At 68.5% G+C, this 20,184-nt stretch carries 18 protein-coding genes; 6 read left to right on the top strand and 12 right to left on the bottom strand.

All coding sequences use genetic code 11. The annotated features are described in order from the left end of the window. The first annotated feature begins 19 nt into the window (after positions 1–19). From fmdA to ABL843_RS18040, 5 genes are all read left to right on the top strand, one after another. Positions 20–1,252, top strand: coding sequence for a formamidase (gene fmdA, locus ABL843_RS18060; RefSeq protein WP_418116734.1), 1,233 nt, complete (start codon positions 20–22; stop codon positions 1,250–1,252). A gap of 20 nt (positions 1,253–1,272) precedes the next feature. Then, positions 1,273–1,617, top strand: a complete 345-nt coding sequence (locus ABL843_RS18055; RefSeq protein WP_418116733.1) for a zinc ribbon domain-containing protein — start codon at positions 1,273–1,275, stop codon at positions 1,615–1,617. Between the two features lie 152 nt (positions 1,618–1,769). Further along, on the top strand, positions 1,770–2,120 hold the full coding sequence (locus ABL843_RS18050; protein WP_126022109.1) for an alpha/beta hydrolase: 351 nt from the start codon (positions 1,770–1,772) through the stop codon (positions 2,118–2,120). A gap of 134 nt (positions 2,121–2,254) precedes the next feature. Further along, positions 2,255–3,550, top strand: coding sequence for an aspartate carbamoyltransferase (locus ABL843_RS18045; RefSeq protein ID WP_418116732.1), 1,296 nt, complete (start codon positions 2,255–2,257; stop codon positions 3,548–3,550). 183 nt (positions 3,551–3,733) lie between these two features. Continuing rightward, the gene (locus ABL843_RS18040) at positions 3,734–4,093 is read left to right on the top strand and encodes a hypothetical protein (protein ID WP_418116731.1); all 360 of its coding nucleotides are present in this window, start codon (positions 3,734–3,736) and stop codon (positions 4,091–4,093) included. A gap of 32 nt (positions 4,094–4,125) precedes the next feature. Here the strand turns inward: ABL843_RS18040 and ABL843_RS18035 are convergent, their stop codons facing one another. The 10 genes from ABL843_RS18035 to ABL843_RS17990 all read right to left on the bottom strand — a co-directional run bounded on the left by ABL843_RS18035 (position 4,126) and on the right by ABL843_RS17990 (position 15,595). Continuing rightward, complete coding sequence (locus ABL843_RS18035) at positions 4,126–6,264, bottom strand: glycoside hydrolase family 3 N-terminal domain-containing protein (protein WP_418116730.1); 2,139 nt, start codon at positions 6,262–6,264, stop codon at positions 4,126–4,128. Positions 6,265–6,577: 313 nt separating this feature from the next. Then, the gene (locus ABL843_RS18030; RefSeq protein WP_418116729.1) at positions 6,578–7,531 is read right to left on the bottom strand and encodes a D-2-hydroxyacid dehydrogenase; all 954 of its coding nucleotides are present in this window, start codon (positions 7,529–7,531) and stop codon (positions 6,578–6,580) included. Positions 7,532–7,568: 37 nt separating this feature from the next. Further along, positions 7,569–8,561, bottom strand: coding sequence for a Bug family tripartite tricarboxylate transporter substrate binding protein (locus ABL843_RS18025; protein WP_418116728.1), 993 nt, complete (start codon positions 8,559–8,561; stop codon positions 7,569–7,571). 40 nt (positions 8,562–8,601) lie between these two features. Then, positions 8,602–9,393, bottom strand: a complete 792-nt coding sequence (locus ABL843_RS18020) for a class II aldolase/adducin family protein (RefSeq protein ID WP_126022118.1) — start codon at positions 9,391–9,393, stop codon at positions 8,602–8,604. Positions 9,394–9,419: 26 nt separating this feature from the next. Continuing rightward, positions 9,420–10,646, bottom strand: coding sequence for a tricarballylate utilization 4Fe-4S protein TcuB (gene tcuB / locus ABL843_RS18015; RefSeq protein ID WP_418116727.1), 1,227 nt, complete (start codon positions 10,644–10,646; stop codon positions 9,420–9,422). Next, positions 10,630–12,057, bottom strand: coding sequence for an FAD-dependent tricarballylate dehydrogenase TcuA (tcuA, locus tag ABL843_RS18010; protein WP_369661926.1), 1,428 nt, complete (start codon positions 12,055–12,057; stop codon positions 10,630–10,632). The genes tcuB and tcuA overlap by 17 nt, the downstream gene beginning before the upstream one ends. Positions 12,058–12,134: 77 nt before the next feature. After that, complete coding sequence (locus ABL843_RS18005) at positions 12,135–13,061, bottom strand: LysR substrate-binding domain-containing protein (RefSeq protein ID WP_418116726.1); 927 nt, start codon at positions 13,059–13,061, stop codon at positions 12,135–12,137. A 7-nt stretch (positions 13,062–13,068) separates the two neighbouring features. Further along, positions 13,069–13,947 carry a bile acid:sodium symporter family protein gene (locus ABL843_RS18000; protein ID WP_418116725.1) on the bottom strand — a complete coding sequence of 293 codons (879 nt, stop codon included), beginning with the start codon at positions 13,945–13,947 and terminating at the stop codon, positions 13,069–13,071. Positions 13,948–14,076: 129 nt separating this feature from the next. Further along, positions 14,077–14,844 carry a class II aldolase/adducin family protein gene (locus ABL843_RS17995; protein ID WP_126022123.1) on the bottom strand — a complete coding sequence of 256 codons (768 nt, stop codon included), beginning with the start codon at positions 14,842–14,844 and terminating at the stop codon, positions 14,077–14,079. 157 nt (positions 14,845–15,001) lie between these two features. Beyond that, complete coding sequence (locus tag ABL843_RS17990) at positions 15,002–15,595, bottom strand: HD domain-containing protein (protein WP_418116724.1); 594 nt, start codon at positions 15,593–15,595, stop codon at positions 15,002–15,004. Between the two features lie 128 nt (positions 15,596–15,723). Between ABL843_RS17990 and ABL843_RS17985 the strand changes: the two genes are divergently transcribed. Next, the gene (locus ABL843_RS17985) at positions 15,724–16,446 is read left to right on the top strand and encodes a Crp/Fnr family transcriptional regulator (RefSeq protein WP_126022125.1); all 723 of its coding nucleotides are present in this window, start codon (positions 15,724–15,726) and stop codon (positions 16,444–16,446) included. Positions 16,447–16,462: 16 nt separating this feature from the next. On the opposite strand, the gene ABL843_RS17980 is transcribed toward ABL843_RS17985, so the two are convergent. Together ABL843_RS17980 and ABL843_RS17975 are read right to left on the bottom strand one after the other, a co-directional pair. Further along, positions 16,463–17,644 carry an ABC transporter substrate-binding protein gene (locus tag ABL843_RS17980; RefSeq protein WP_418116723.1) on the bottom strand — a complete coding sequence of 394 codons (1,182 nt, stop codon included), beginning with the start codon at positions 17,642–17,644 and terminating at the stop codon, positions 16,463–16,465. 86 nt (positions 17,645–17,730) lie between these two features. Beyond that, a complete protein-coding gene (locus ABL843_RS17975; RefSeq protein ID WP_418116722.1) occupies positions 17,731–20,172 on the bottom strand; it encodes an ATP-binding cassette domain-containing protein in 2,442 nt (813 codons plus the stop codon). Between the last annotated feature and the right edge of the window lie 12 nt (positions 20,173–20,184).

The following is a 20,184-nucleotide window of genomic DNA, read 5'->3' as shown; positions in this document are numbered from 1 at the left end:
ACCCCAGGAGCCACTGCAAATGACGGACACGCTGATCAAGGTCGACCTGACCAAGCCGCCCACCGAGAACGAGATGATCCACAACCGCTGGCATCCGGACATCCCGATGGCCTGCTGGGTCAACCCGGGCGACGACTTCATCCTGGAGACCTTCGACTGGACCGGCGGCTTCATCAAGAACAACGACAGCGCTGACGACGTGCGCGACATCGACCTGAGCACGGTGCACTACCTCTCCGGCCCCGTGGGCGTGAAGGGGGCCGAGCCCGGCGACCTGCTGGTGGTCGACCTGCTGGACATCGGCGCCAAGCAGGACAGCCTCTGGGGCTTCAACGGCTTCTTCTCGAAGAAGAACGGCGGCGGCTTCCTCACCGACCATTTCCCCGAGGCGCAGAAGTCGATCTGGGATTTCAAGGGCATGTTCACCAGCTCGCGCCACGTGCCGGGCGTGAACTTCGCAGGTCTCATCCACCCAGGCCTGATCGGCTGCCTGCCCGACAAACCGATGCTCGACATGTGGAACGAGCGCGAGAAGGCGCTGATTGCCACCGACCCTGAGCGCGTGCCCGGCCTGGCCAATCCGCCCTTCGCGGGCACCGCCCACATGGGCAAGATGACCGGCGAGGCGAGGGCGAAGGCCGCCGCCGAGGGCGCACGCACCGTGCCGCCGCGCGAGCATGGCGGCAACTGCGACATCAAGGACCTGTCGCGCGGCTCCAAGGTGTTCTTTCCGGTGTACGTCGACGGCGCGGGCCTGAGCGTGGGCGACCTGCACTTCAGCCAGGGCGACGGCGAGATCACCTTCTGCGGCGCCATCGAGATGGCCGGCTGGGTGCACATGAAGGTCACGCTCATCAAGGGCGGCATGGCCAAGTACGGCATCAGGAACCCGATCTTCAAGCCCAGCCCCATCACGCCGCAGTACAACGACTACCTGATCTTCGAGGGCATCTCGGTCGACGAGAGCGGCAAGCAGCATTACCTCGACGTGAACGTGGCCTACCGCCAGGCCTGCCTGAACGCCATCGAGTACCTGAAGAAGTTCGGCTACTCGGGCGCGCAGGCCTACTCGATCCTCGGCACCGCGCCCGTGCAGGGGCACATCAGTGGCGTGGTCGACGTGCCCAACTCGTGCACCACGCTGTGGCTGCCCACGGGCATCTTCGACTTCGATATCAACCCCAGCGCCGCCGGCCCTGTGAAGTTCATCGACGGCAGCATCGACATGCCGCTGTCGCCGGACCTGCGCTGAACATTGAAGAAAGACCCGCCATGCCCACCTACGACTACGCCTGCGGGCATTGCGGCGGCTTCGAGGCGCTGCGGCCCTCGGGCCTGCGCGACGAGCCGGCCGCATGCCCCGACTGCGGCAGCGCGTCGCCTCGCGTGCTGTCGGCCGCGCCCCGGCTCGCGCTGATGGCCACGGGCACGCGCCGCGCAATGGAAACCAACGAGCGCGCACGGCACGAGCCGACGAGTTCGCGCGACTATGCGAGGCTGCGGCATCCCGCGGGGTGCGGCTGCTGCGGCTCTTCGTCGAAGCGCGCCGCAACGATGACCGCGCCCAACGGCGCGAAGTCGGCACCGTCGCGAAGGCCCTGGATGATCAGCCACTGAAGGCGTCGGACCGTATCGGCGAGACGCTTTTTCAAGGCCCGCATTGTTTCAATCCCGTGAACGCCGCGGTTCTTTTTGCACGCGTTTTTCGGGGCGATTCAGGATCAAACTTCTCCTCACCAACCAACCCGTTTGCCCTGAAGGAGATTGAAATGAATGCCTCGAAGATCCTCGCCGCTGCTGCTCTCTCGCTCCTGGCTGCTGCCGGAGCACAAGCAGAAACCTATGACGGCGTGCACGTCGTGAATTCCTCGGTGACCCGTGCCGAAGTCGCACCGCAAGCCGCTGCCGCCGCCCGCGCCGGCAACGAATACAGCGATGCCTCCGCCGCCGGTGCACAGAGCTTCACCTCTACCGCCAACCGTGCGACCGTGCAGGCCGAGGCCGTCGCCAAGGCGCACGACCCGCTCGCCAGCCTCGATCGCCGCGCGTTCTATCGCGACGAAGTGCCGCAAGCCTACAAGAAGCCGAGCGTGTCGTTCACGCGCCAGGCTGGCCTGTAATCAGGCGACATCGGCCGCTGCTGCGGCTGCATGGACAAGGACGAAAAGCGGGCCGATCGGCCCGCTTTTTTCATGGGCGCATGTTTCGCCTTGGGGCTTCTAAAATATACGCAATGAGTATATATTTGCGGCTCATGAACATGCCGCAACAGGTGCTCCTCCGCGACGCGATGCGTCAGCTCAACATGACGCGCGACGCTTTCGCCGAGCGCATCGGCAGCCGCAGAAGGGCGCTCGACGCCTGGCTGCTGCCCGACGAATCCAACGAATTCAGGGCCATGCCCGAGGTCGCGCGGCGCTTCGTCAGCGAAATCCTGGCTTCGGATGGTCGGCGCTGTGAATATACGCAAAGCGCACATGAAGGCGCGTTGCGCAAGTCGATGGCCGTCGAGGGCTCGCTGCACCTGCTCTCGGTCAGCCAGTTCAACCGCGACGCCATCGACGAACTCTTCCATCTGGCCGACGTGATGCAGCCCATCGCGCGCCGCCGCAAGGTGAGCCGCGTGCTCGAAGGGGCCGTGCTGGCCAACCTGTTCTTCGAGGCCAGCACGCGCACCCGGGTGAGCTTCGGCGCGGCTTTCTGCCGGCTGGGCGGCTCGGTATGCGACACCACCGGCTTCACCTTCTCGTCGATGGCCAAGGGCGAGTCGATCTACGACACCAGCCGCGTCATCAGCGGCTACGTCGACGCGATCGTCGTTCGGCACCCTGAGCAAGGCTCGGTGGCGGAATTCGCGCGCGCCACCAACGTGCCCGTCATCAACGGCGGCGACGGTCCGGGCGAACATCCGAGCCAGGCACTGCTCGACCTGTACACCATCCAGCGCGAGTTCTCGCGGCTGGGCAAGCTGGTGGACGGTGCGCACATCGCGATGGTCGGCGACCTGAAATACGGGCGCACCGTGCATTCGCTCATCAAGCTGCTGGCGCTGTACAAGGGCCTGAAGTTCACGCTGATCTCGCCGCCGTCGCTGGCCATGCCCGCCGGGATCGTCGATGCGGTGAGCCGCAACGGCCATGTGGTCGAGATCGCCGCCACCCCGGCGCAGGGGCTGGCCGGCGCGGACATCATCTACGCCACGCGCATCCAGAAGGAACGCTTCGCCCACGACGAAGTGCTGGAAGGCTTCGACAACGCCTTCGAGATCAACCGCGCGCTGGTCGAATCGGCGTGCAAGCCCGACGTGGTGGTAATGCACCCGCTGCCGCGCGACAGCCGCCCGGGCTCGCACGATCTCAGTGTCGACCTCAACAACGATCCCCGCCTGGCCATCTTCCGCCAGACCGACAACGGCATCCCGGTGCGCATGGCCATCTTCGCCACGCTGCTGGGCGTGGACAAGCTCGTGAGCCGCTCGATGCGCGACGCCGCGTGGACGCCGCCCTCGCACATCGGGCCCGACGACAGCACTTTCCACGGGCTCGACTGACGCCTGCTGCCCCGGGCGCGTCAGGTGTGGACGAGGATGTTGACCAGCTTGCCGAACGGATCGCGCACTAGAAGCGCTCATCCGCGCCTAAGCGAACTCTCACGGCACCCTAAGCAGACCCTCAGCGGCACATAAGTGCCGCGTCCTAGAGTGAACCCATCGTCATCACTCAAGGAGACAGCCATGAGAGTTCGAACTATTGCCCTGTGCATCGCCACCGGGCCCGCGCTGGTGCTGGCATCGCTCGCGCATGCGGGCGGGCGGGCCGATCCGGACTATCCGCAGATCTCGCACTCGACGCAGTCGCGCGATGCGGTGGCCGACGAGGCCGCGCGTGCGAACAACGGAGTCCATGCGACCGAGGTCGCCGAATCGCAGCCCGCGCCGAGCGTGTCGGGGGTCGATCGCGCCCAGGTGCAGGCCGAGGCGATTCGCGCGAACAACGGCATCCATCCGACCGAGGTGATGGAATCGCAGGTGGCACCGCCCGTGGCATCGGCGAACCCATCGGGTTCGTCGGTCGCGCACGCGATGGGCGAATAGATGGACGAATAGGGGCGCGGTGCCGGCGGGTTTCAATCCCGCGTGAGCACGAAGCGCTTGCGGATGCCGCCCGCGGCCGAAGGCGCCACCCACAGGTCGAACTCGCCGGGCTCCACGGTCGGCTTCATGTCGCGGCCGATGAACGACAGGTCGTCGGCCGTGAGCGTGAACTCGACCGTTTCCGATGCGCCCGGCGCGATCGCCAGCTTGCGGAAGCCCTTGAGCTCGCGCACCGGCCGCGTCACGCTGGCGGCGCGCTCGGCAATGTAGAGCTGCACCACTTCCTCCGCGTCGCGCGAGCCGGTATTGGTGACGGTGGCGCGCACGCGCAGCGTGCCGGCCAGCGGCATGCGTTCGCTGCTCAGCTCGACGCTGTCGTAGCGCACCGGTGAAAAGCCGATGCCGTGGCCGAAGGGGTAGAGCGCCTCGTTCGTCGCGTCGACGTACCGCGTCTTGAAGGCCGTGCCGGGCGCGCTCTCGGGCGAGGGGCGGCCGGTGCGCTTGTGGCCATAGTAGTAAGGCACCTGCCCGGCCGTCTGCGGAAAGCTCACCGGCAGCCGGCCCGAGGGATTGAAGTCGCCGAACACGACATCGGCGATCGCGTTGCCGGTCTGCACGCCGAGGAACCAGGTCACGAGGATGGCGCGCGCATTGCGCACCGCGCCCTTCAGCGCCATCGCCCGGCCGTTGCTCAGCAGCACGACCACCGGCTTGCCGGTGGCGGCCACCGCCTCGGCCAGGTCCTGCTGCGCCTGCGGCAGGCCGATGTCGCTGCGCGAGCGCGCCTCGCCCGACATCTTCTGGCTTTCGCCGATGGCCAGCAGCACCACGTCGGCATCGCGCGCGGCGGCCACCGCCGCTTCGATGCCGCCGGGCAGCGCCGATTCGATGCCAGAGCCGCGCACCACGTTCACCGACGAATTGGGCCCCAGCGCCGTGCGCAGGCCCTGGTCGATGCCCACCGGCGCCGACTGCCCGGGGAACAGGCTCCAGGCGCCCATCAGGTCGATGGTGCCCTCGGCGAAGGGGCCGATCAGCGCGATCTTCGTGCCGGCCTTTGGCAGCGGCAGCAGCATGCGCTCGTTCTTCAGCATCACGATCGAGCGGCGCGCGCTCTCGCGGGCCAGCGAAATGAATTCGGGGTTCTCGGGGCGCTGTGCGGCGGGCAGGCCGTCGAGGCCGCGCATGGGGTCGTCGAACAGGCCCAGCTTCTGCTTGACGCGCAGCACGCGGCGCACGGCCTCGTCGAGCCGCGACATCGGCACTTCGCCCGAGGCGACGAGATCGGGCAGGTAGCGCATGTACAGGCCGCTCTGCATGCTCACGTCGGTGCCCGCCATGAAGGCCTGCTTGGCTGCCTCGCGCGGGTTGGCCGCGTAGCCGTGCTCCACGAGTTCCTCGTCGGCCGTGTAGTCGGAAACCACGAAGCCGCGGAACTTCCATTCGTCGCGCAGCACGCCTGTCAGCAGCGCGGGATTGGCGGTGGAGGGCACGCCGCCGATCTCGTTGAAGGCGCTCATCACCGACAGCGCGCCCGCGTCCAGTGCCGCGCGGAACGGAGGCAGGTACACCTCGCGCAGCGTGCGCTCGGAGATGTCGCTCGCGTTGTAGTCCAGCCCGCCCTCGGCCGCGCCGTAGGCCGCGAAGTGCTTGGGCGTGGCCAGCATCGAGTCGGGCCGGGAAAGATCCGGGCCCTGGAAGCCGCGGACCCGCGCGGCCGCGAACTGCTTCGCGAGGAAGACGTCCTCGCCCACGCCTTCGAGGCCGCGGCCCCAGCGCGCGTCGCGTGCGATGTCCACCATTGGCGCGAAGGTCCAGCGGAAGCCGTCGGCCGTGGCTTCCACTGCCGCGGCGCGTGCGGTGCGCTCCGCCAGCGCGGGCTCCCAGCTCGAGGCTTCGGCCAGCGGCATAGGGAACATCGTGCGAAAGCCATGGATCACGTCGGCGCCGAAGATCAGCGGAATGCCCAGGCGCGATTCCCTGGTCGCGATCTGCTGCAGCCTGCGCTTGCCTTCGAGGCCCGCGTTGTTGAAAAGGCCCGTGAGACGGCCGGCGCGAACGTCGGCCGTCTCCTGCTGGGCGTTGCGCCAGCCGGCCTGCGGATTGTTGGGCGTGTCGATGTCGGCGGGCCCGTACAGGCTGAGCTGGCCGGCTTTCTCCTGCACCGTCATGCGGGAGATCAGGGCTTCTATGCGGGCGTGGGCGTCTTGCTGCGGTTGCTCCTGTGGTTGTGGCTGCAGCGTGGCAGCCGTTGACGCATCGGGGGCGGCCGATGCGGAGGGCAGGAGGAGCGCGAGGGAGAGGAGGGCGCAGGCGGGGGCGAGAGAGCGCGCCGGATGGCGCGGGAATCGGACGTGCATGGGCTCCTATTCTGCAGATAACAGTAGCCGCCCTTCCTTGGCGGGTTTTGGCACTGTCGGCTAGAGGAGCGGGAGCGTCGGTTCTCCTTCGGCAGAATGCCGGGAGGAGTAGATCGCGGCCGTTTCAGGCCACGCGGTTGAGCAGCGGCTCGCCGCGCATCCAGCGCTGCAGGTTGTCGAGGAAGATGCCCGCCACGCGCGCCTCGTTGCCGTCCGAATGGCCGGCGGTGTGGGGCGTGACGATGACGTTCGGCAAATCCCACAAGGGCGAGTCGGCCGACAGCGGCTCGTGCGCGAACACGTCGAGATACGCGCCAGACAGCGCGCCGCCGCGCAAGGCATCGATCAGCGCCGGCTCGTCGACCACCTCGCCGCGCGAGACATTCACCAGCCGCGCGCCTGCGGGCATGCGCGCGAGCGCCGCCGCGCCGACGAGGCCGCGCGTGCGCTCGCTCAGCGGGCATGCGAGCAGCAGCCAGTCGGCGCGCGGCAGCACCGTGTGCAGCCGCTCGTAGCTCAGGCTCTCGTGCGCGGGAGCGGCCGCCGGCGCCTCGCTGCCGCGCACGCACACGATGCGCAGGCCCAGCGCCGAGAGCAGCGCGCCCAGCCCTTGCCCAATGGGCCCCCAGCCGACGATGACCGCCGTCTGCCCCGCAAGATCGCGTGGCAGGCCGCTGCCCAGGAGCGGCGACCAAGCGTGCACGCGCTGCGCGGCCAGCAGCTGCGGAAACTGCCGCGCCAGCATCAGCACGCCGGCCAGCGCGGTCTGCACCACCACGCTGGCGTTGGCGCCGGAGGAGGTCGTGACCTCCACGCCGCGCGCACGCAACTCGCCGTACACCGGCCGGTCGGCGCCCGCCGAATGCGCATGCACCCAGCGCAGCGACGGCGCATGGCGCAGCGCGTCGTGAAAGGCCTGCGTGTGCGGCAGCAGCTCGTGCTTGGTCGAAAGGCCGGTGACGTCGCGCGAGACGAAGGCGATGTCGGCATCGCCGCCGGGGCTCACCAGCAGATGCGCGCGCCCGTCGAGCGCGGCCTGCAGGCCGGGTGCGGTCTGCGCCGCGGCTTGCGGGCTCATCAGGATCCGCAGTGGCGGGGTGTTCGTCATCCGGTGCCTATTCCGCGGTCGCGCCCGATTCGCGCACGATGGCCTTCCATTTCTCGTACTCCTGCCGCGTGAACTTGCCGAACTGCTCGGGCGTGCCGCCCACCGGGTCGGCGCCTTCGCGGATCATCTGCGCCTCCAGCGGCGGCAGTGCGTCGTTCACCGACTTGTTGAGCAGCGCGATCACCGGGGCCGGTGTGCCCTTGGGCGCGAAGAAGCCGAACCACGAGCCGGCGGAGAAATCGGCGAAGCCCTTCTCGGCCACGGTCGGCACGTCGGGCAGCGAGCGCGAGCGCTTCTGGCTGCTCACCGCGATGGCGCGCAGCTTGCCCGCCTTGATGTGCGAGATGACGGAGGGAATGGTTGCGAACATGAACTGCACCCGGCCCGCCAGCAGGTCGTTGAGCGCGTTCGCGCCCTTGTAGGGCACATGCAGCATGTCGGCGCCCACGCGCTTGCCGAGCATGTAGCTCGACAGGTGAGAGGAGGTGCCGATGCCGGTCGAGCCGTAGTTGAGCTTGCCCGGGTTGGCCTTGGCGTAGGCGATGAATTCCTCCAGCGTCCTGGCGGGCACCGCCGGGTTGACCACCAGCACGTTGGGCACGTCGGCGATCTGCACCACCGGCACGAGGTCGGCGAGCGGGTCGTAGGGCAGGTTCTTGTAGAGCGTCTGGTTGACGGCCATCGGGCCGACCGAATTGACGATCAGCGTGTAGCCGTCGGCAGGCGCGCGCACCACGAACTCGGTGCCGATGTTGCCGCCGCCACCGGGCTTGTTGTCGATGACGAAAGGCTGGCCGAGCTTTTCGGAGAGCTGCTGCGTCACGGCGCGCGCGAGGATGTCGGTGGTGCCGCCGGCCGTGAAGGCGACGACCACGCGCACGGGCTTGCTGGGGTAGGGCGATTGCGCGGCGGCCTGCATGCCGATGCCGGCGCACAGCAGCGCGGCGGCGCCGAAGGCGGCCCTGCGGGAAAGGAAGGAAAGGGGCTTGTCTCGTGTCATTCTTGTGTGTCCTCGTGGGAGTGGGCGAAGCGGTGGCGGCTCAGTCGCGGAAGCCCGGGTCCATGCGGTCGAGCTTGCGCAGCAGCGCAGGCCATTCCATGAGCCCGTAGGGCCGGCGCGTGCCGGGCTGATAGTTGTTCCAGGTCTCTTCCAGGATGTGCTGCGGCACCGCCTTCAGCGGCGTGTTGCACGACATCGCGCCGATCTGCGCGCGGCAGGCCAGCTCCAGCCGGTGCATCCAGTTGAAGGCCTCGCCCACGCTGCGGCCCACCACCAGCGCGCCGTGGTTGCGGAAGATCACGGCCTCGCTCTCGCCCAGGTCGGCCAGCAGCGAGGCCTGCTCCTCGGTGTTCAGCACCACGCCCTGGTAGTCGTGGTAGCCGATCTTCAGGAAGCGCATGGCGGTCTGCGTGAGCGGCAGCAGGCCGCATTCGAGCGACGAGACCGCCATCGACGCCCAGCTGTGCGTATGGATCACGCAGGCCACGTCGGGCCGCGCGGCGTGCACCGCGCTGTGGATCACGTAGCCGGCCTTGTTGATGCCGTAGTCCAGTTCGCCGAAGTCGGGCTTCGACAGAATGTTGCCGTCCTGGTCGACCTTGATGAGACAGGAGGCGGTGATCTCCTCGTACATCATCCCGTAGGGGTTGATGAGGAAGGCGCCTTTCTCGCCCGGCACGTGCGAGGAGATGTGGTTGGCCATCATGTCGGACATGCCGTAGAGGTCCACCAGCCGGTAGCAGGCGGCGAGGTCGACGCGGGCCTGCCATTCGGCTTCGGAGCAGCGCTCCTTCATCGATGGAATCCGGAGCACGCCGGGTTGTTGTGTCATGGGTCTTTTCCTTCGCGGGTGGGTGTTCAGTCGGCGCCCAGGCGCAGGCGGCCGGGCAGTCGTTTCTCGATGGCGAACTTCAGCAGGGCGGCGCAGCGGAAGACGCCGTGCGCGAACTTGCCGTAGGGCAGCGTGAGGAACAGCGCCATCACCACGCCCAGGTGCACCGCCAGCAGCAGCGCCATGAAGCGGGTGTCGCGCCAGGCCAGCAGCGCGAGGCCGGTGAGGCTGGTGAGCAGCAGCAGGGCGATGAAGCCCCGGTCCATCGGGCGCTGCGCGGTGTCGCCATGCGCCGGGTCGCGCCGCAGGTTCAGCCACAGCAGGCCGGCCGGCCCGATCAGCAGGCCGATGCCGCCGGCCGTGCCCAGCAGCACCGGCAGGCTGGTGAGCGCATAGGGCGCATGCAGGCCGAGCAGGTAGTGATAGAGCGTCGCCACGCAGGTCGATGCGAAGCACAGCATGAAGCCGTAGAAGGTGAAGTGATGGAAGCGCCTGCGCCACAGGGTGAAGCGGTCGCTCTCGTTGTTGCAACCTTCGCCGTGGCCGCCGTCGAGGTACTTCAGGCGCAGCGCGTCGCGCGCTGCTTCGGCGCCGGCGGGGCCGCGCGCGCCGGGCAGGTCCGGCGTGTTCTGCGAGTCGTTCGCCGGCGACACCTCGCGCCAGAAGCGCCGCACGCCCATGGCCAGCGCGAGCATCACGAAGAGGAACACCGCCCCGAACACCAGCGCGAGCAGGTTGTGCGGAAAGATCGCGTAGAAGTTGCCCGCCATCGGCTCGTGCAGCAGCGAGCCCGAGAGCGCCACCGCCAGCACCAGGAAGAGCGCCAGCCCGCCGGCCAGCGCGAGCGCTACCGTGAGGCCCGCCCTGCGGTACAGCATGCCCATGGCGCGCGGCCAGGCGTAGTCGCTGTACGTTTGCATGCGGACCTGCGCCATGGCCCGCGGCACGTTCACCGCGAACTCGTGCGGTGGCGCGTACTGGCAGGCATGCAGGCAGGCGCCGCAGTTGTGGCAGAGGTTGGCGAGGTAGTGCGTGTCGGCCTTGTTGCCGAAGTCGAGCCGGCGCGTCATGGCCGGGAACACGGCGCAGAAGCCTTCGCAATAGCGGCATGCGTTGCAGATCTGCAGGATGCGCGCGACTTCGCCTTCGCCCGCGGTCAGCGGCAGCGCGGGGGCGATGGGGATCACGCGGTGCGCGGGCGTGCCCTCGGCATCGGCCCGTGCGCGCGCGACGAGGTCAGTGAGCTGCTGCAAGCGCGGCCTCCTTGTCGTTCTTCGTGGAGGCCCGCGCGGCTTTCGCCGCCTGCGTGCCCGCGATGCGGCCGAAGGCCGTTCCGATGCTCATGCCGACGCCCGCCGTGTAGCCTTTGCCGAGCACGTTGCCGGCCATCATCTCGCCGGCGACGAAGAGGTTGGGGCTGGGCCTGCCGCCGAAGCGGACAGCCGCGGTTTCGTCCACCTTCAGGCCCAGGTAGGTGAAGGTGATGCCGGGTCGCAGCGGATAGGCATGGAAGGGCGCCGTGTCGATAGGGCGCGCCCAGTGCGTCTTGGCTGGGGCCAGGCCTTCGGTGTGGCAGTCGTCCAGTGCCGTGTGGTCGAAGCGGCCGACGCGGCAGGCGGCGTTGTAGTCCTCCACGGTGCGCACGAAGGTGGTTTCATCCAGGCCGATCCTGCGCGCCAGCTCGCCGAGCGTGGCGGCCTGCGTGCCGGGAAACACCGGTGGCATGAAGCGCCCGACCGCCTTCTGGTCGATGACCGACCACGCGATCTGCCCAGGCTGCTGCGCCACCAGCCGGCCCCAGATGGCGTAGCGCTTGGGCCAGAAGTCCTCGCCCTCGTCGTAGAAGCGCCTGGCTTCGCGGTTGACCACCACGCCCAGCGACACGCAGTCGATGCGTGTACAGATGCCGCCGTCGTACAGCGGCGCGCGCGCGTCGATGGCCACCATGTGGCCTTGCGACGGATCGCCGATGCTGTCGGCGCCCGCCTCGATCATGTGCCTGAGCAGCACGCCCTGGTTGAAGCGCGTGCCGCGGATCAGGAAGTTGTCGGCCGGCCACTCGCCGCGCTCGTTCTGCCCCCACGCTTCGCGCAGCCATTCGCGGTTCGATTCGAAGCCGCCGGCTGCCAGCACGCAGCTCTTCGCTTCGATTCGTTCGCCGGCTTCGGTGCGCACGGCCACGAAGCGGTCGCCGTCGAGCTCCACCGAGGCCACGGGCGTGTCGTAGCGGATGCGCACGCCGAGCCTTTCGGCGCTGCGGAAATAGGCGTTCACCAGCGCCTTGCCGCCACCCATGAAGAAGGCGTTGGTGCGCGCCACGTGCAGCGCGCCCGACAGCGGAGGCTGGAAGTGCACGCCGTGGCTGCGCATCCAGTCGCGGCAGTTCGACGAGGCGCGGATTACCAGGCGCGCCAGGCGCTCGTCGGTGAGGCCGCCGGTCACCTTCAGCAGGTCCTGCCAGTACTCCTCTTCAGGGTAGGCATCGACCAGCACGTCCTGCGGCGCATCGTGCATGCAGCGCAGGTTGCGCGTGTGCTGCGAATTGCCGCCGCGCCAGGCCTTGGGCGAGGCTTCGAGCAGCAGCACCGATGCGCCAGCCTCGCGTGCCATGAGCGCGGCGCACAGCGCGGCGTTGCCGCCGCCAACAACAAGAACATCCGTCAATCGTGGGTCTCCGTGGGAACCGGGAGACTCTAGGCACGCAGGCCTTCACGCGAAAGGCCGGATCGGGCAACGGGTGTTCACGTTTCGAGAAGACTGGCGCCGGCCCAGCGGCCCTCGCGCACCAGTGCGCGTGCCGTGTCGGCCACCACCACGCGCGTGGCCAGCGCGGCGGGGGAGAGTTCGTCGTCCGACAGGCTCACGAGCAGGTTGCGGCGGCCCACGTGGGCGTCGGCGATCTGGGTGAGCTGCAGGTCGTCACGGTCGTGCCGCGCGGTGGCCGCGCCGGGCTGGATGGTGGCGCCGTGGCCGGCGCGCACCGCGTCCATCAGCAGCGCGAGGCCGTCGACTTCGGCCACGATGTTCGGAACGATGCGCGCCCGCGCGGAGGCGGCCATCAGCGTGGCGCGCAGGCCGTGGCTGCCGCTGGGCAGGATCAGCGGCAGCCCGGCCAGCTGCGCGAGCCGCACGCGCGTGCCGGTCGGGCGCTGCGCCAGCGCGGGCGAGGCGATGACGAAGAGCTTCTCGGCCAGGAGCGGTGTCACGCTCCAGCGCCGTGGCGTGTCGGTCTGGAACAGCACGGCAAGGTCGAGCTGCCTGGCCTGCAGCATGCTGGTGAGGTGGCCCGAGAGCGCTTCGACCATGTGCAGGCGTACGTCGGGGTAGCGCTCTCGCATGGCTCGCATCAGCGGCACGCCGAGCACCGTGGCGGTGGTGGGCGCGAGGCCCACGCTCACGTGGCCCGACAGCCGCGCCTGCTGCGCCGCGAGCACCGCGTCGTCGGCATGGCGCAGCACCAGCTGGGCCTGATGCAGGAAGGCCACGCCGGCGTCGGTGGGCACCACGCCGCTGGAGCTGCGCTGCAGCAGCCGGGTGGCCAGCTCGCCCTCGAGCCGGCTGATCTGCTGGCTCAGCGCCGAGGTGACGACGCCCAGTTCGACCGCGGCGCGGCCCATGCTGCGAAGCTCGCAGACCTTGACGAAGTAGCGCAGTTGCCGGAGTTCCATGCGCCGATCATCGCGCAGGCACGGTGGCCGGCGCCGGGCGGCGCAGCAGCAGCCATCCGAAGAGCGGGGCGGTGATGTACATCACCACCGAGTAGATGGCCGCCGGCAGCGCCAGCTGGAAGCTGCCCAGCACGCTCACCGCGATGAAGATCGCCAGCGTGGAGTTGTGGATGCCGATCTCGTAGCTGATGGCGGTGGCCAGCGGCTTGTCGAGCCCGGCGGCGCGGCTGAGGTAGTAGCCCGCGAACAGGCTCAGCAGGTTGAACAGCAGCACCGGCACGCCGATCTGCGCGAAGGTGGTCGTGATGGTCTTCCACTCGTTGGCGATGGCCAGCACCGTCACCACCGCCAGCACCACGCCGCTGAAGATCTTGGTTGGCTTTTCCATGTGCGCGGCGAAGCCGGGCCGGCGCGAGGCGACGAACATGCCGAGCGCCACCGGCACCAGCACGATGGCGATCACCTCCACCAGCTTGCGCGTCTGCAGCGGCACCACCTGGCCGCCCTGCGCGAAATGGCCGATGGCCCAGTTCGCGATGAGCGGCAGCGTGACGATGGAAAGCAGCGTGTTCACGGCCGTGAGCGAGATGTTCATCGCCACGTTGCCGCCGAACAGGTGCGAGAACAGGTTGGCCGAGATGCCGCCCGGCGAGGCCGCCAGCAGCATCAGCCCGACCGCGAACACCGGCGGCAGGCCGAAGCCCACGATGATCGCGTAGCAGGCCAGCGGCAGGCCGATGACCTGCAGCGCGAGCGCTATGGCAACGGCCTTTGGGTGCTTGAAGAGCCGCTTGAAGTCGGCGGGCGAAAGCGAGAGGCCGAGCCCGAACATGACCAGCGCGAGCGCGCCGAACAGGAAGCGGGTGACGATGACGGTACTGTCCATGGGGTTTGTCTCCTCGTTGGTTCTTGCTTTTCTTGTAGTTGTCGTGGTGCGCGCGATGAACAAAAAAATGGCCGCCGGCACCTGTCGCGCAGGCGCTGGCAGCCGTGGAAACCGGGAGCGACGAAGCTCTTATTGCTTGTAGCTGTCGTCGATGCGGTCGAGCTTGCGGATCAGCGACGGCCAGACGAACTGCCCGCCCAGGCCGCCGGTCTGCACCTTCATGGCCTGGCCCACGCCTTCCACGATGCGCGGGTCCACGTGCGTGAGTTCGCCGCCGCCCGATTGCGCCGCGATCTGGATCTGGCAGGTGGCCTCGAAGGTGTACATCGAAAGAAAGGCGTCGGCAATGGTCTTGCCGCAGGTCAGCAGGCCGTGGTTGCGCAGCATGAGGAAGTTGGCGCTGCCCATGTCGGCCTGCAGGCGCGGCTTCTCGTCGTCGCGGAAGGCCACGCCCTCGTAGTCGTGATAGGCCAGCGAGGCCAGCACGAAGGTCGACTGCTGGCTGATGGGCAGCACGCCGTTCTTCTGCGCGCTTACCGCGATGCCGGCCCGGGTGTGGGTGTGCAGCACGCACTGGATGTCTTCCCGCGCCGCATGCACCGCGCTGTGGATCACGAAGCCAGCCGGGTTCACCGGGTAGGGCGAGTCGATGACCTTGTTGCACTGCTGGTCGACCTTCACCAGGCTCGACGCGGTGATCTCGTCGAACATCAGGCCGTAGGGGTTGATCAGAAAGTGGTGTTCGGGGCCGGGAATGCGCGCGCTGATGTGCGTGAAGACCAGGTCGCTCCAGCCGTGCAGCGCCACGAGGCGGTAGCAGGCGGCGAGGTCGACGCGAAGCTGCCACTCCTCGGCGGAGACCAGCTTCTGGATTTCGGGTTGGGCGAAGGCGTTCATGTTGGGGTGTCCTTTTGAGGGAGGAGAAAGCGGGCAGCCGGACGCAGAGGTCGCGAAGGTTACGCAGAAGTCGCAGAAGGAAAACAGGAAATGGTTTCTGGTTTCTCTGCGGCTTCTGCGTAGCTTTTGTCTTCCTTCTGCGTTCGGCTGTCCGACTTCAGGCGGCCTCTGCAGCAGGCTGCAGCGCCGATTTGTAGATGCTCTGCTTCGGCTGCGCCATCACGCGGCGCAGCATGGGTTCGAACTCGCCGATGGGCAGCGTCTCGGCCTTGGGGTCGAAGGCGGGGTTGTCGTAGAGCGCGCAGAACTCGGCCGTGCGCTCGTAGTGCGGGTGGCCCTTGAAGTTGTCGCGCATGTCGCGGTCCAGGCCGATGTGGTGGAAGAAGTAGTGGCCCTGGAAGATGCCGTGGTTCTGCACCATCCAGTGGTTGGCCTCGCTCACGAAGGGCTGGAGGATGGCCGCGGCGATGTCGGGGTGGTTGAAGCTGCCGAGCGTGTCGCCGATGTCGTGCAGCAGCGCGCACACCACGTATTCCTCGTCGCGGCCGTCGCGCAGCGCGCGGGTGGCGGTCTGCAACGAGTGGGTGTAGCGGTCGACCGGGAAGCCGCCGTAGTCGCCTTCGAGGATCTGCAGGTGCCTGATCACGCGCGCGGGCAGGCCGCCCGCGAACTGCATGAATTCGCCACCGATCAGCTGCCAGTCTTCGCGCGTGCTTTCCTGCATGCTCTTGAAACTTGCGCGTGCGTTCATCGCCGGAGTCTCCGTTCTTGTGTCCTGTGGGGAGCTGGTCACTGTATGCCTGCGCTTGACCATGAACTGTCAAGAATTTGACAATGCGGGGTTCTGGTAAACCCCCGTTCCACCGTCATTCCCCAGTCATGGCTGCTTCTGCGAAACCGCGCCTTTCCGCCGCCCACCGCGCCGCGCTGGAAGGCAACCCGTGGTTCCTGAGCATGCCGCGCGCGCAACGCGAGGCGCTGGTGGGCGCGGCCGAACTGCATCATGTGCGGCGCGGCGCGATGGTGTTCCGCCAGGGCGATCCCATCCACGCCACGGATGGCGGCTTCTACGGGCTGGTGGCGGGCACCATCAAGGTCTCGTCGCTGCGCCAGGACGGGCGCGAGGCCATCCTCGCGGTGCTGGAGCCGGGCAACTGGTTCGGCGAGATCACGCTGATCGACGGTTCGCCGCGCACCCACGACGCCACCGCGCTGGAGGCGCTCGACCTGCTGGTGGTGCCGCCCGCGGCCTTCGCGGTGCTGATGCGCGACGTGGTGTTCTCCAATGCCATCGCCGCGATGCTGGCGGCGCGCGTGCGCATGCTCTACGGCCTCGCGGAGGATGCCACGCTGCGCAGCCTGCGTGCCCGCGTGGCGCACCGGCTGCTGGTGCTTGCGCGCGGCGATGCCACGCAGTCGGTGCAGCTGCGCCACGAGCTGCAGCTGCCGCAGGAGGCACTGGCCATGATGCTCGGCGTGACGCGCCAGACCCTGTCGAAGGAGCTCAACGCGCTGGCGTCCGAGGGTGTGCTCTCGCTGGGCTACGGGCGCATCGAACTGCGTTCGCTCGACGCGCTGCGCGCGCTCGTGAGCACCGGCTAGGAGGGCAGGCGGCCGGCTACCTCAGCACCCGGCCGTCGGCCGAGATGCTGATCAGGTCGATGTTGCGCACGCTGTCGCGCAGGCCCGGGCGCAGGTTGATGCGAAAGCCACCGACGTCGTAGTCGGTCATGCCCGACATCACGCGCATGAGGGCGGCCGTGTTGAAGCCCCGGCCGGCTCGCTTCACCGCCTCGCCGGCGGCCTTGGCCGCGATGAAGCCTTCCAGGCCCTCGTACGAGGCGGTCTGGTCGGAGTTGTCGACGGCCGCGAGGTACTCCTTGACGATCGGAATGGCCGAGGGCCGCGGCGAGGGCACCACCTGCGAGATCACGATGCCGCCGATGTCCTTGCCGAGCGCGGCGTAGAGCGGGTCGATGCCGACGATGGAGAAGGCCATGAAGCTGCCCGCGTAGCCGCTCTTGCGCAGCTTGCGGATGGCGTTGGCCGTGGTGCCCGAGAGCGACACCAGCACGATGGCCTGCGGCGACTGCTTCTGCACTTCCTTCAGCGCCGCGTCGAGCTTGTCGCCGTTGGCGGGCACCAGCGCGGTCGCGACCAGCGGCGTGAGCTTGAGTTCACTGATGGCCTGTTCCACGGCCGCCAGGCCTGCGCGGCCCATGGCATCGTCGTCGCCCACCAGCGCCACGCGCGTCTGCCCGACGGTGGCGCATTGCTTCACGATCTTCAGGGCCTCGTCGATCATGCCGGGGCGTACATGGAACACGTTCTGGTGCTCCGCGCCGCGCAGCGTGTCGGAGGCCGCAAATGGCGCGAACAGCAGGCTGCCCTGCTGCGTGGCGACGTTGGCGCCGGCCTCGCTGCTGGCCGTGCCGACGAAGCCGAAGAGCATGTCGGCCTTGTCGTTGGTCAGAAGGGTGCGCGCGTTGGCTGCCGCGCGTGCCGCGTCGTAGCCGTCGTCGAGCTGCAGCAGCTTGAGCTGCAGGCCGCTGGCCGCGTTGCGGTCGTTGAAGGCGCTCACCGCGAGGCGGCTGCCGGCGGCGAAGGCATTGCCGATCTCGGAGGCGCTGCCCGTCAGCGGCACCGACTGCCCCAGCAGCACGACGCGCGCCCCGGCTGCCGCCGCCCCCGTCCGCGCCGTCTGCGCCGTCTGCGCCATGACGGGATAGGCCATGCCGATGCCGCTACCCAGCATCAGCGCGCCTGCCTTGCCCAACCATTCCCTGCGTGACGTGTTCATTGGACACCTTCTTTCACATTAGTAAAAAAGTGTAGCAATATCGGGGCCAGGGTGGAAGGCGGGCTGACGAGGAGGAGGGTTTTGGATCAGCCTCCCTTGACGTAGCTGGCGAGGTGCTTGCCGGTGAGCGTGGCGCGCCTGGCGACGAGGTCCGCGGGCGTGCCCTCGAACACGACCCGCCCGCCCTCATGTCCCGCGCCGGGGCCGAGGTCGATGAGCCAGTCGGCATGCGCCATCACGGCCTGGTGGTGCTCGACCACGATGACCGACTTGCCCGAATCCACCAGCCTGTCGAGCAGGCCCAGCAGCTGCGCCACGTCGGCCAGGTGCAGGCCGGCGGTGGGCTCGTCGAGCACGTAGATGTCGCCCTTCTCGGCCATCTGCGTGGCCAGCTTCAGCCGCTGCCGCTCGCCGCCCGAGAGCGTGGTGAGCGGCTGCCCGAGCCGCAGGTAGCCTAGCCCCACGTCGGCCAGCCGCTGCAGGATGGCCTGCGCGGCCGGCGTGCGCGCCTTGCCTTCGCCGAAGAAGGCGAGGGCCTCGTCCACCGGCATCGCCAGCACCTCGGCGATGTCGCGCCCGCCGAAGCGGTACTCCAGCACCGAGGCCTGGAATCGCTTGCCGCCGCACTCCTCGCAGGGGGTGGCCACGCCGGCCATCATTGCGAGGTCGGTGTAGATCACGCCCGCGCCGTTGCAGGTGGGGCAGGCGCCTTCGGAGTTGGCGCTGAAGAGCGCCGGCTTCACGCCGTTGGCCTTGGCGAAGGCGTTGCGGATCGGGTCGAGCAGCCCGGTGTAGGTGGCCGGGTTGCTGCGCCGCGAGCCGCGGATCGCACTCTGGTCGATGCTCACCACGCCCGCGCCGGGCGGGATCGAGCCATGCACCAGCGAGCTCTTGCCGGAGCCTGCCACGCCGGTGACCACCGCAAGTACGCCGAGCGGAATGTCGACGTTCACCTTGCGCAGGTTGTGCGTGGCCGCGCCGCGTATCTCGAGCTTGCCGGTCGGCTCGCGAACCTTCTTCTTCAGCGTCGCGCGGTCGTCCAGGTGCCGGCCCGTGACCGTGCCGCTGCCGCGCAGCCCCTCGACGCTGCCCTCGAAGCACACGCTGCCGCCGGCCGAGCCCGCGCCCGGCCCGAGGTCGACGACGTGGTCCGCAATGGCGATGACCTCCGGCTTGTGCTCGACCACCAGCACCGTATTGCCCTTGTCGCGCAGCCGCAGCAGCAGCTCGTTCATGCGCTGGATGTCGTGCGGATGCAGGCCGGTGGTGGGCTCGTCGAACACGTAGGTCACGTCGGTGAGCGAGGAGCCGAGGTGGCGGATCATCTTCGTGCGCTGCGCCTCGCCGCCCGACAGCGTGCCCGAGGGGCGGTCGAGCGAGAGGTAGCCCAGGCCGATCTCCACGAAGGAATCGAGGCTGGCCGACAGCGCCTCCAGCAGCGGCGCCACCGAGGGCTCCTTCAGGCCGCGCACCCACGCGGCGAGATCGCTGATCTGCATCGCGCAGGCGTCGGCGATGTTGACGCCCTTGATCTTCGAGGAGCGCGCCGGCGCGGCGAGCCGCGTGCCCTCGCATTCGGGGCAGGTGGAAAAAGTCACCACGCGCTCCACGAAGGCGCGCACGTGCGGCTGCATCGCCTCCACGTCCTTCGAGAGAAACGACTTCTGGATCGTCGGGATCAGCCCCGCGAAGGTGAGGTTGACGCCGTCCACCTTGATCCTGGTGGGCTCCTTGTAGAGCAGGTCGTGCAGCTCGTTCTTCGTGAACCTGCGGATCGGCTTGTCGGCGTCGAAGAAGCCGCAGCCCCTGAAGATGCGCCCGTACCAGCCTTCCATGCTGTAGCCGGGAATCTTGAGCGCGCCTTCGTTGAGCGACTTGCCGTCGTCGTAGAGCTCGGCAAGGTCGAAGTCGGTGACTGCGCCGCGCCCCTCGCAGCGCGGGCACATGCCGCCGATGCGGTTGAAGGTCTCCTTCACCGTCTTCGTCTTCGAGCCGCGCTCCACGGTGATGGCGCCTGCCGCGCTGACCGAAGGCACGTTAAAGGCGAAGGCGCCCGGCGGCCCGATGTGCGGCTTGCCCAGGCGGCTGAAGAGAATGCGCAGCATCGCGTTGGCGTCGGTGACCGTGCCCACGGTGGAGCGCGGGTCGGCGCCCAGGCGCTGCTGGTCGACGATGATCGCGGTGGTCAGCCCGTCGAGCACATCGACCTCCGGCCGCGCCAGGGTGGGCATGAAGCCCTGCACGAAGGCGCTGTAGGTCTCGTTGATGAGCCGCTGCGACTCGGCCGCGATGGTGCCGAACACCAGCGAGCTCTTGCCCGAACCCGAGACGCCGGTGAACACCGTCAGCCTGCGCTTCGGTATCTCGATGCTGATGTCCTTCAGGTTGTTCTCGCGCGCGCCGTGCACGCGGATCATGTCGTGGCTGTCTGCGGCGTGCTGCGTGGACGGTGCCGCTTTCGTGGTCGTTTTCGCGGTCGTCTTCGCGGTCGTTTTGGGGGGCGTTTTCTTCGCGGCCTTCGTGCTCATCGGTTCGCCTCT

The sequence above is a fragment of the Variovorax sp. 350MFTsu5.1 genome (assembly GCF_048302515.1).
Lineage (GTDB): Bacteria > Pseudomonadota > Gammaproteobacteria > Burkholderiales > Burkholderiaceae_C > Variovorax > Variovorax guangxiensis.
This window is presented reverse-complemented; position numbering and strand designations above follow the sequence as displayed.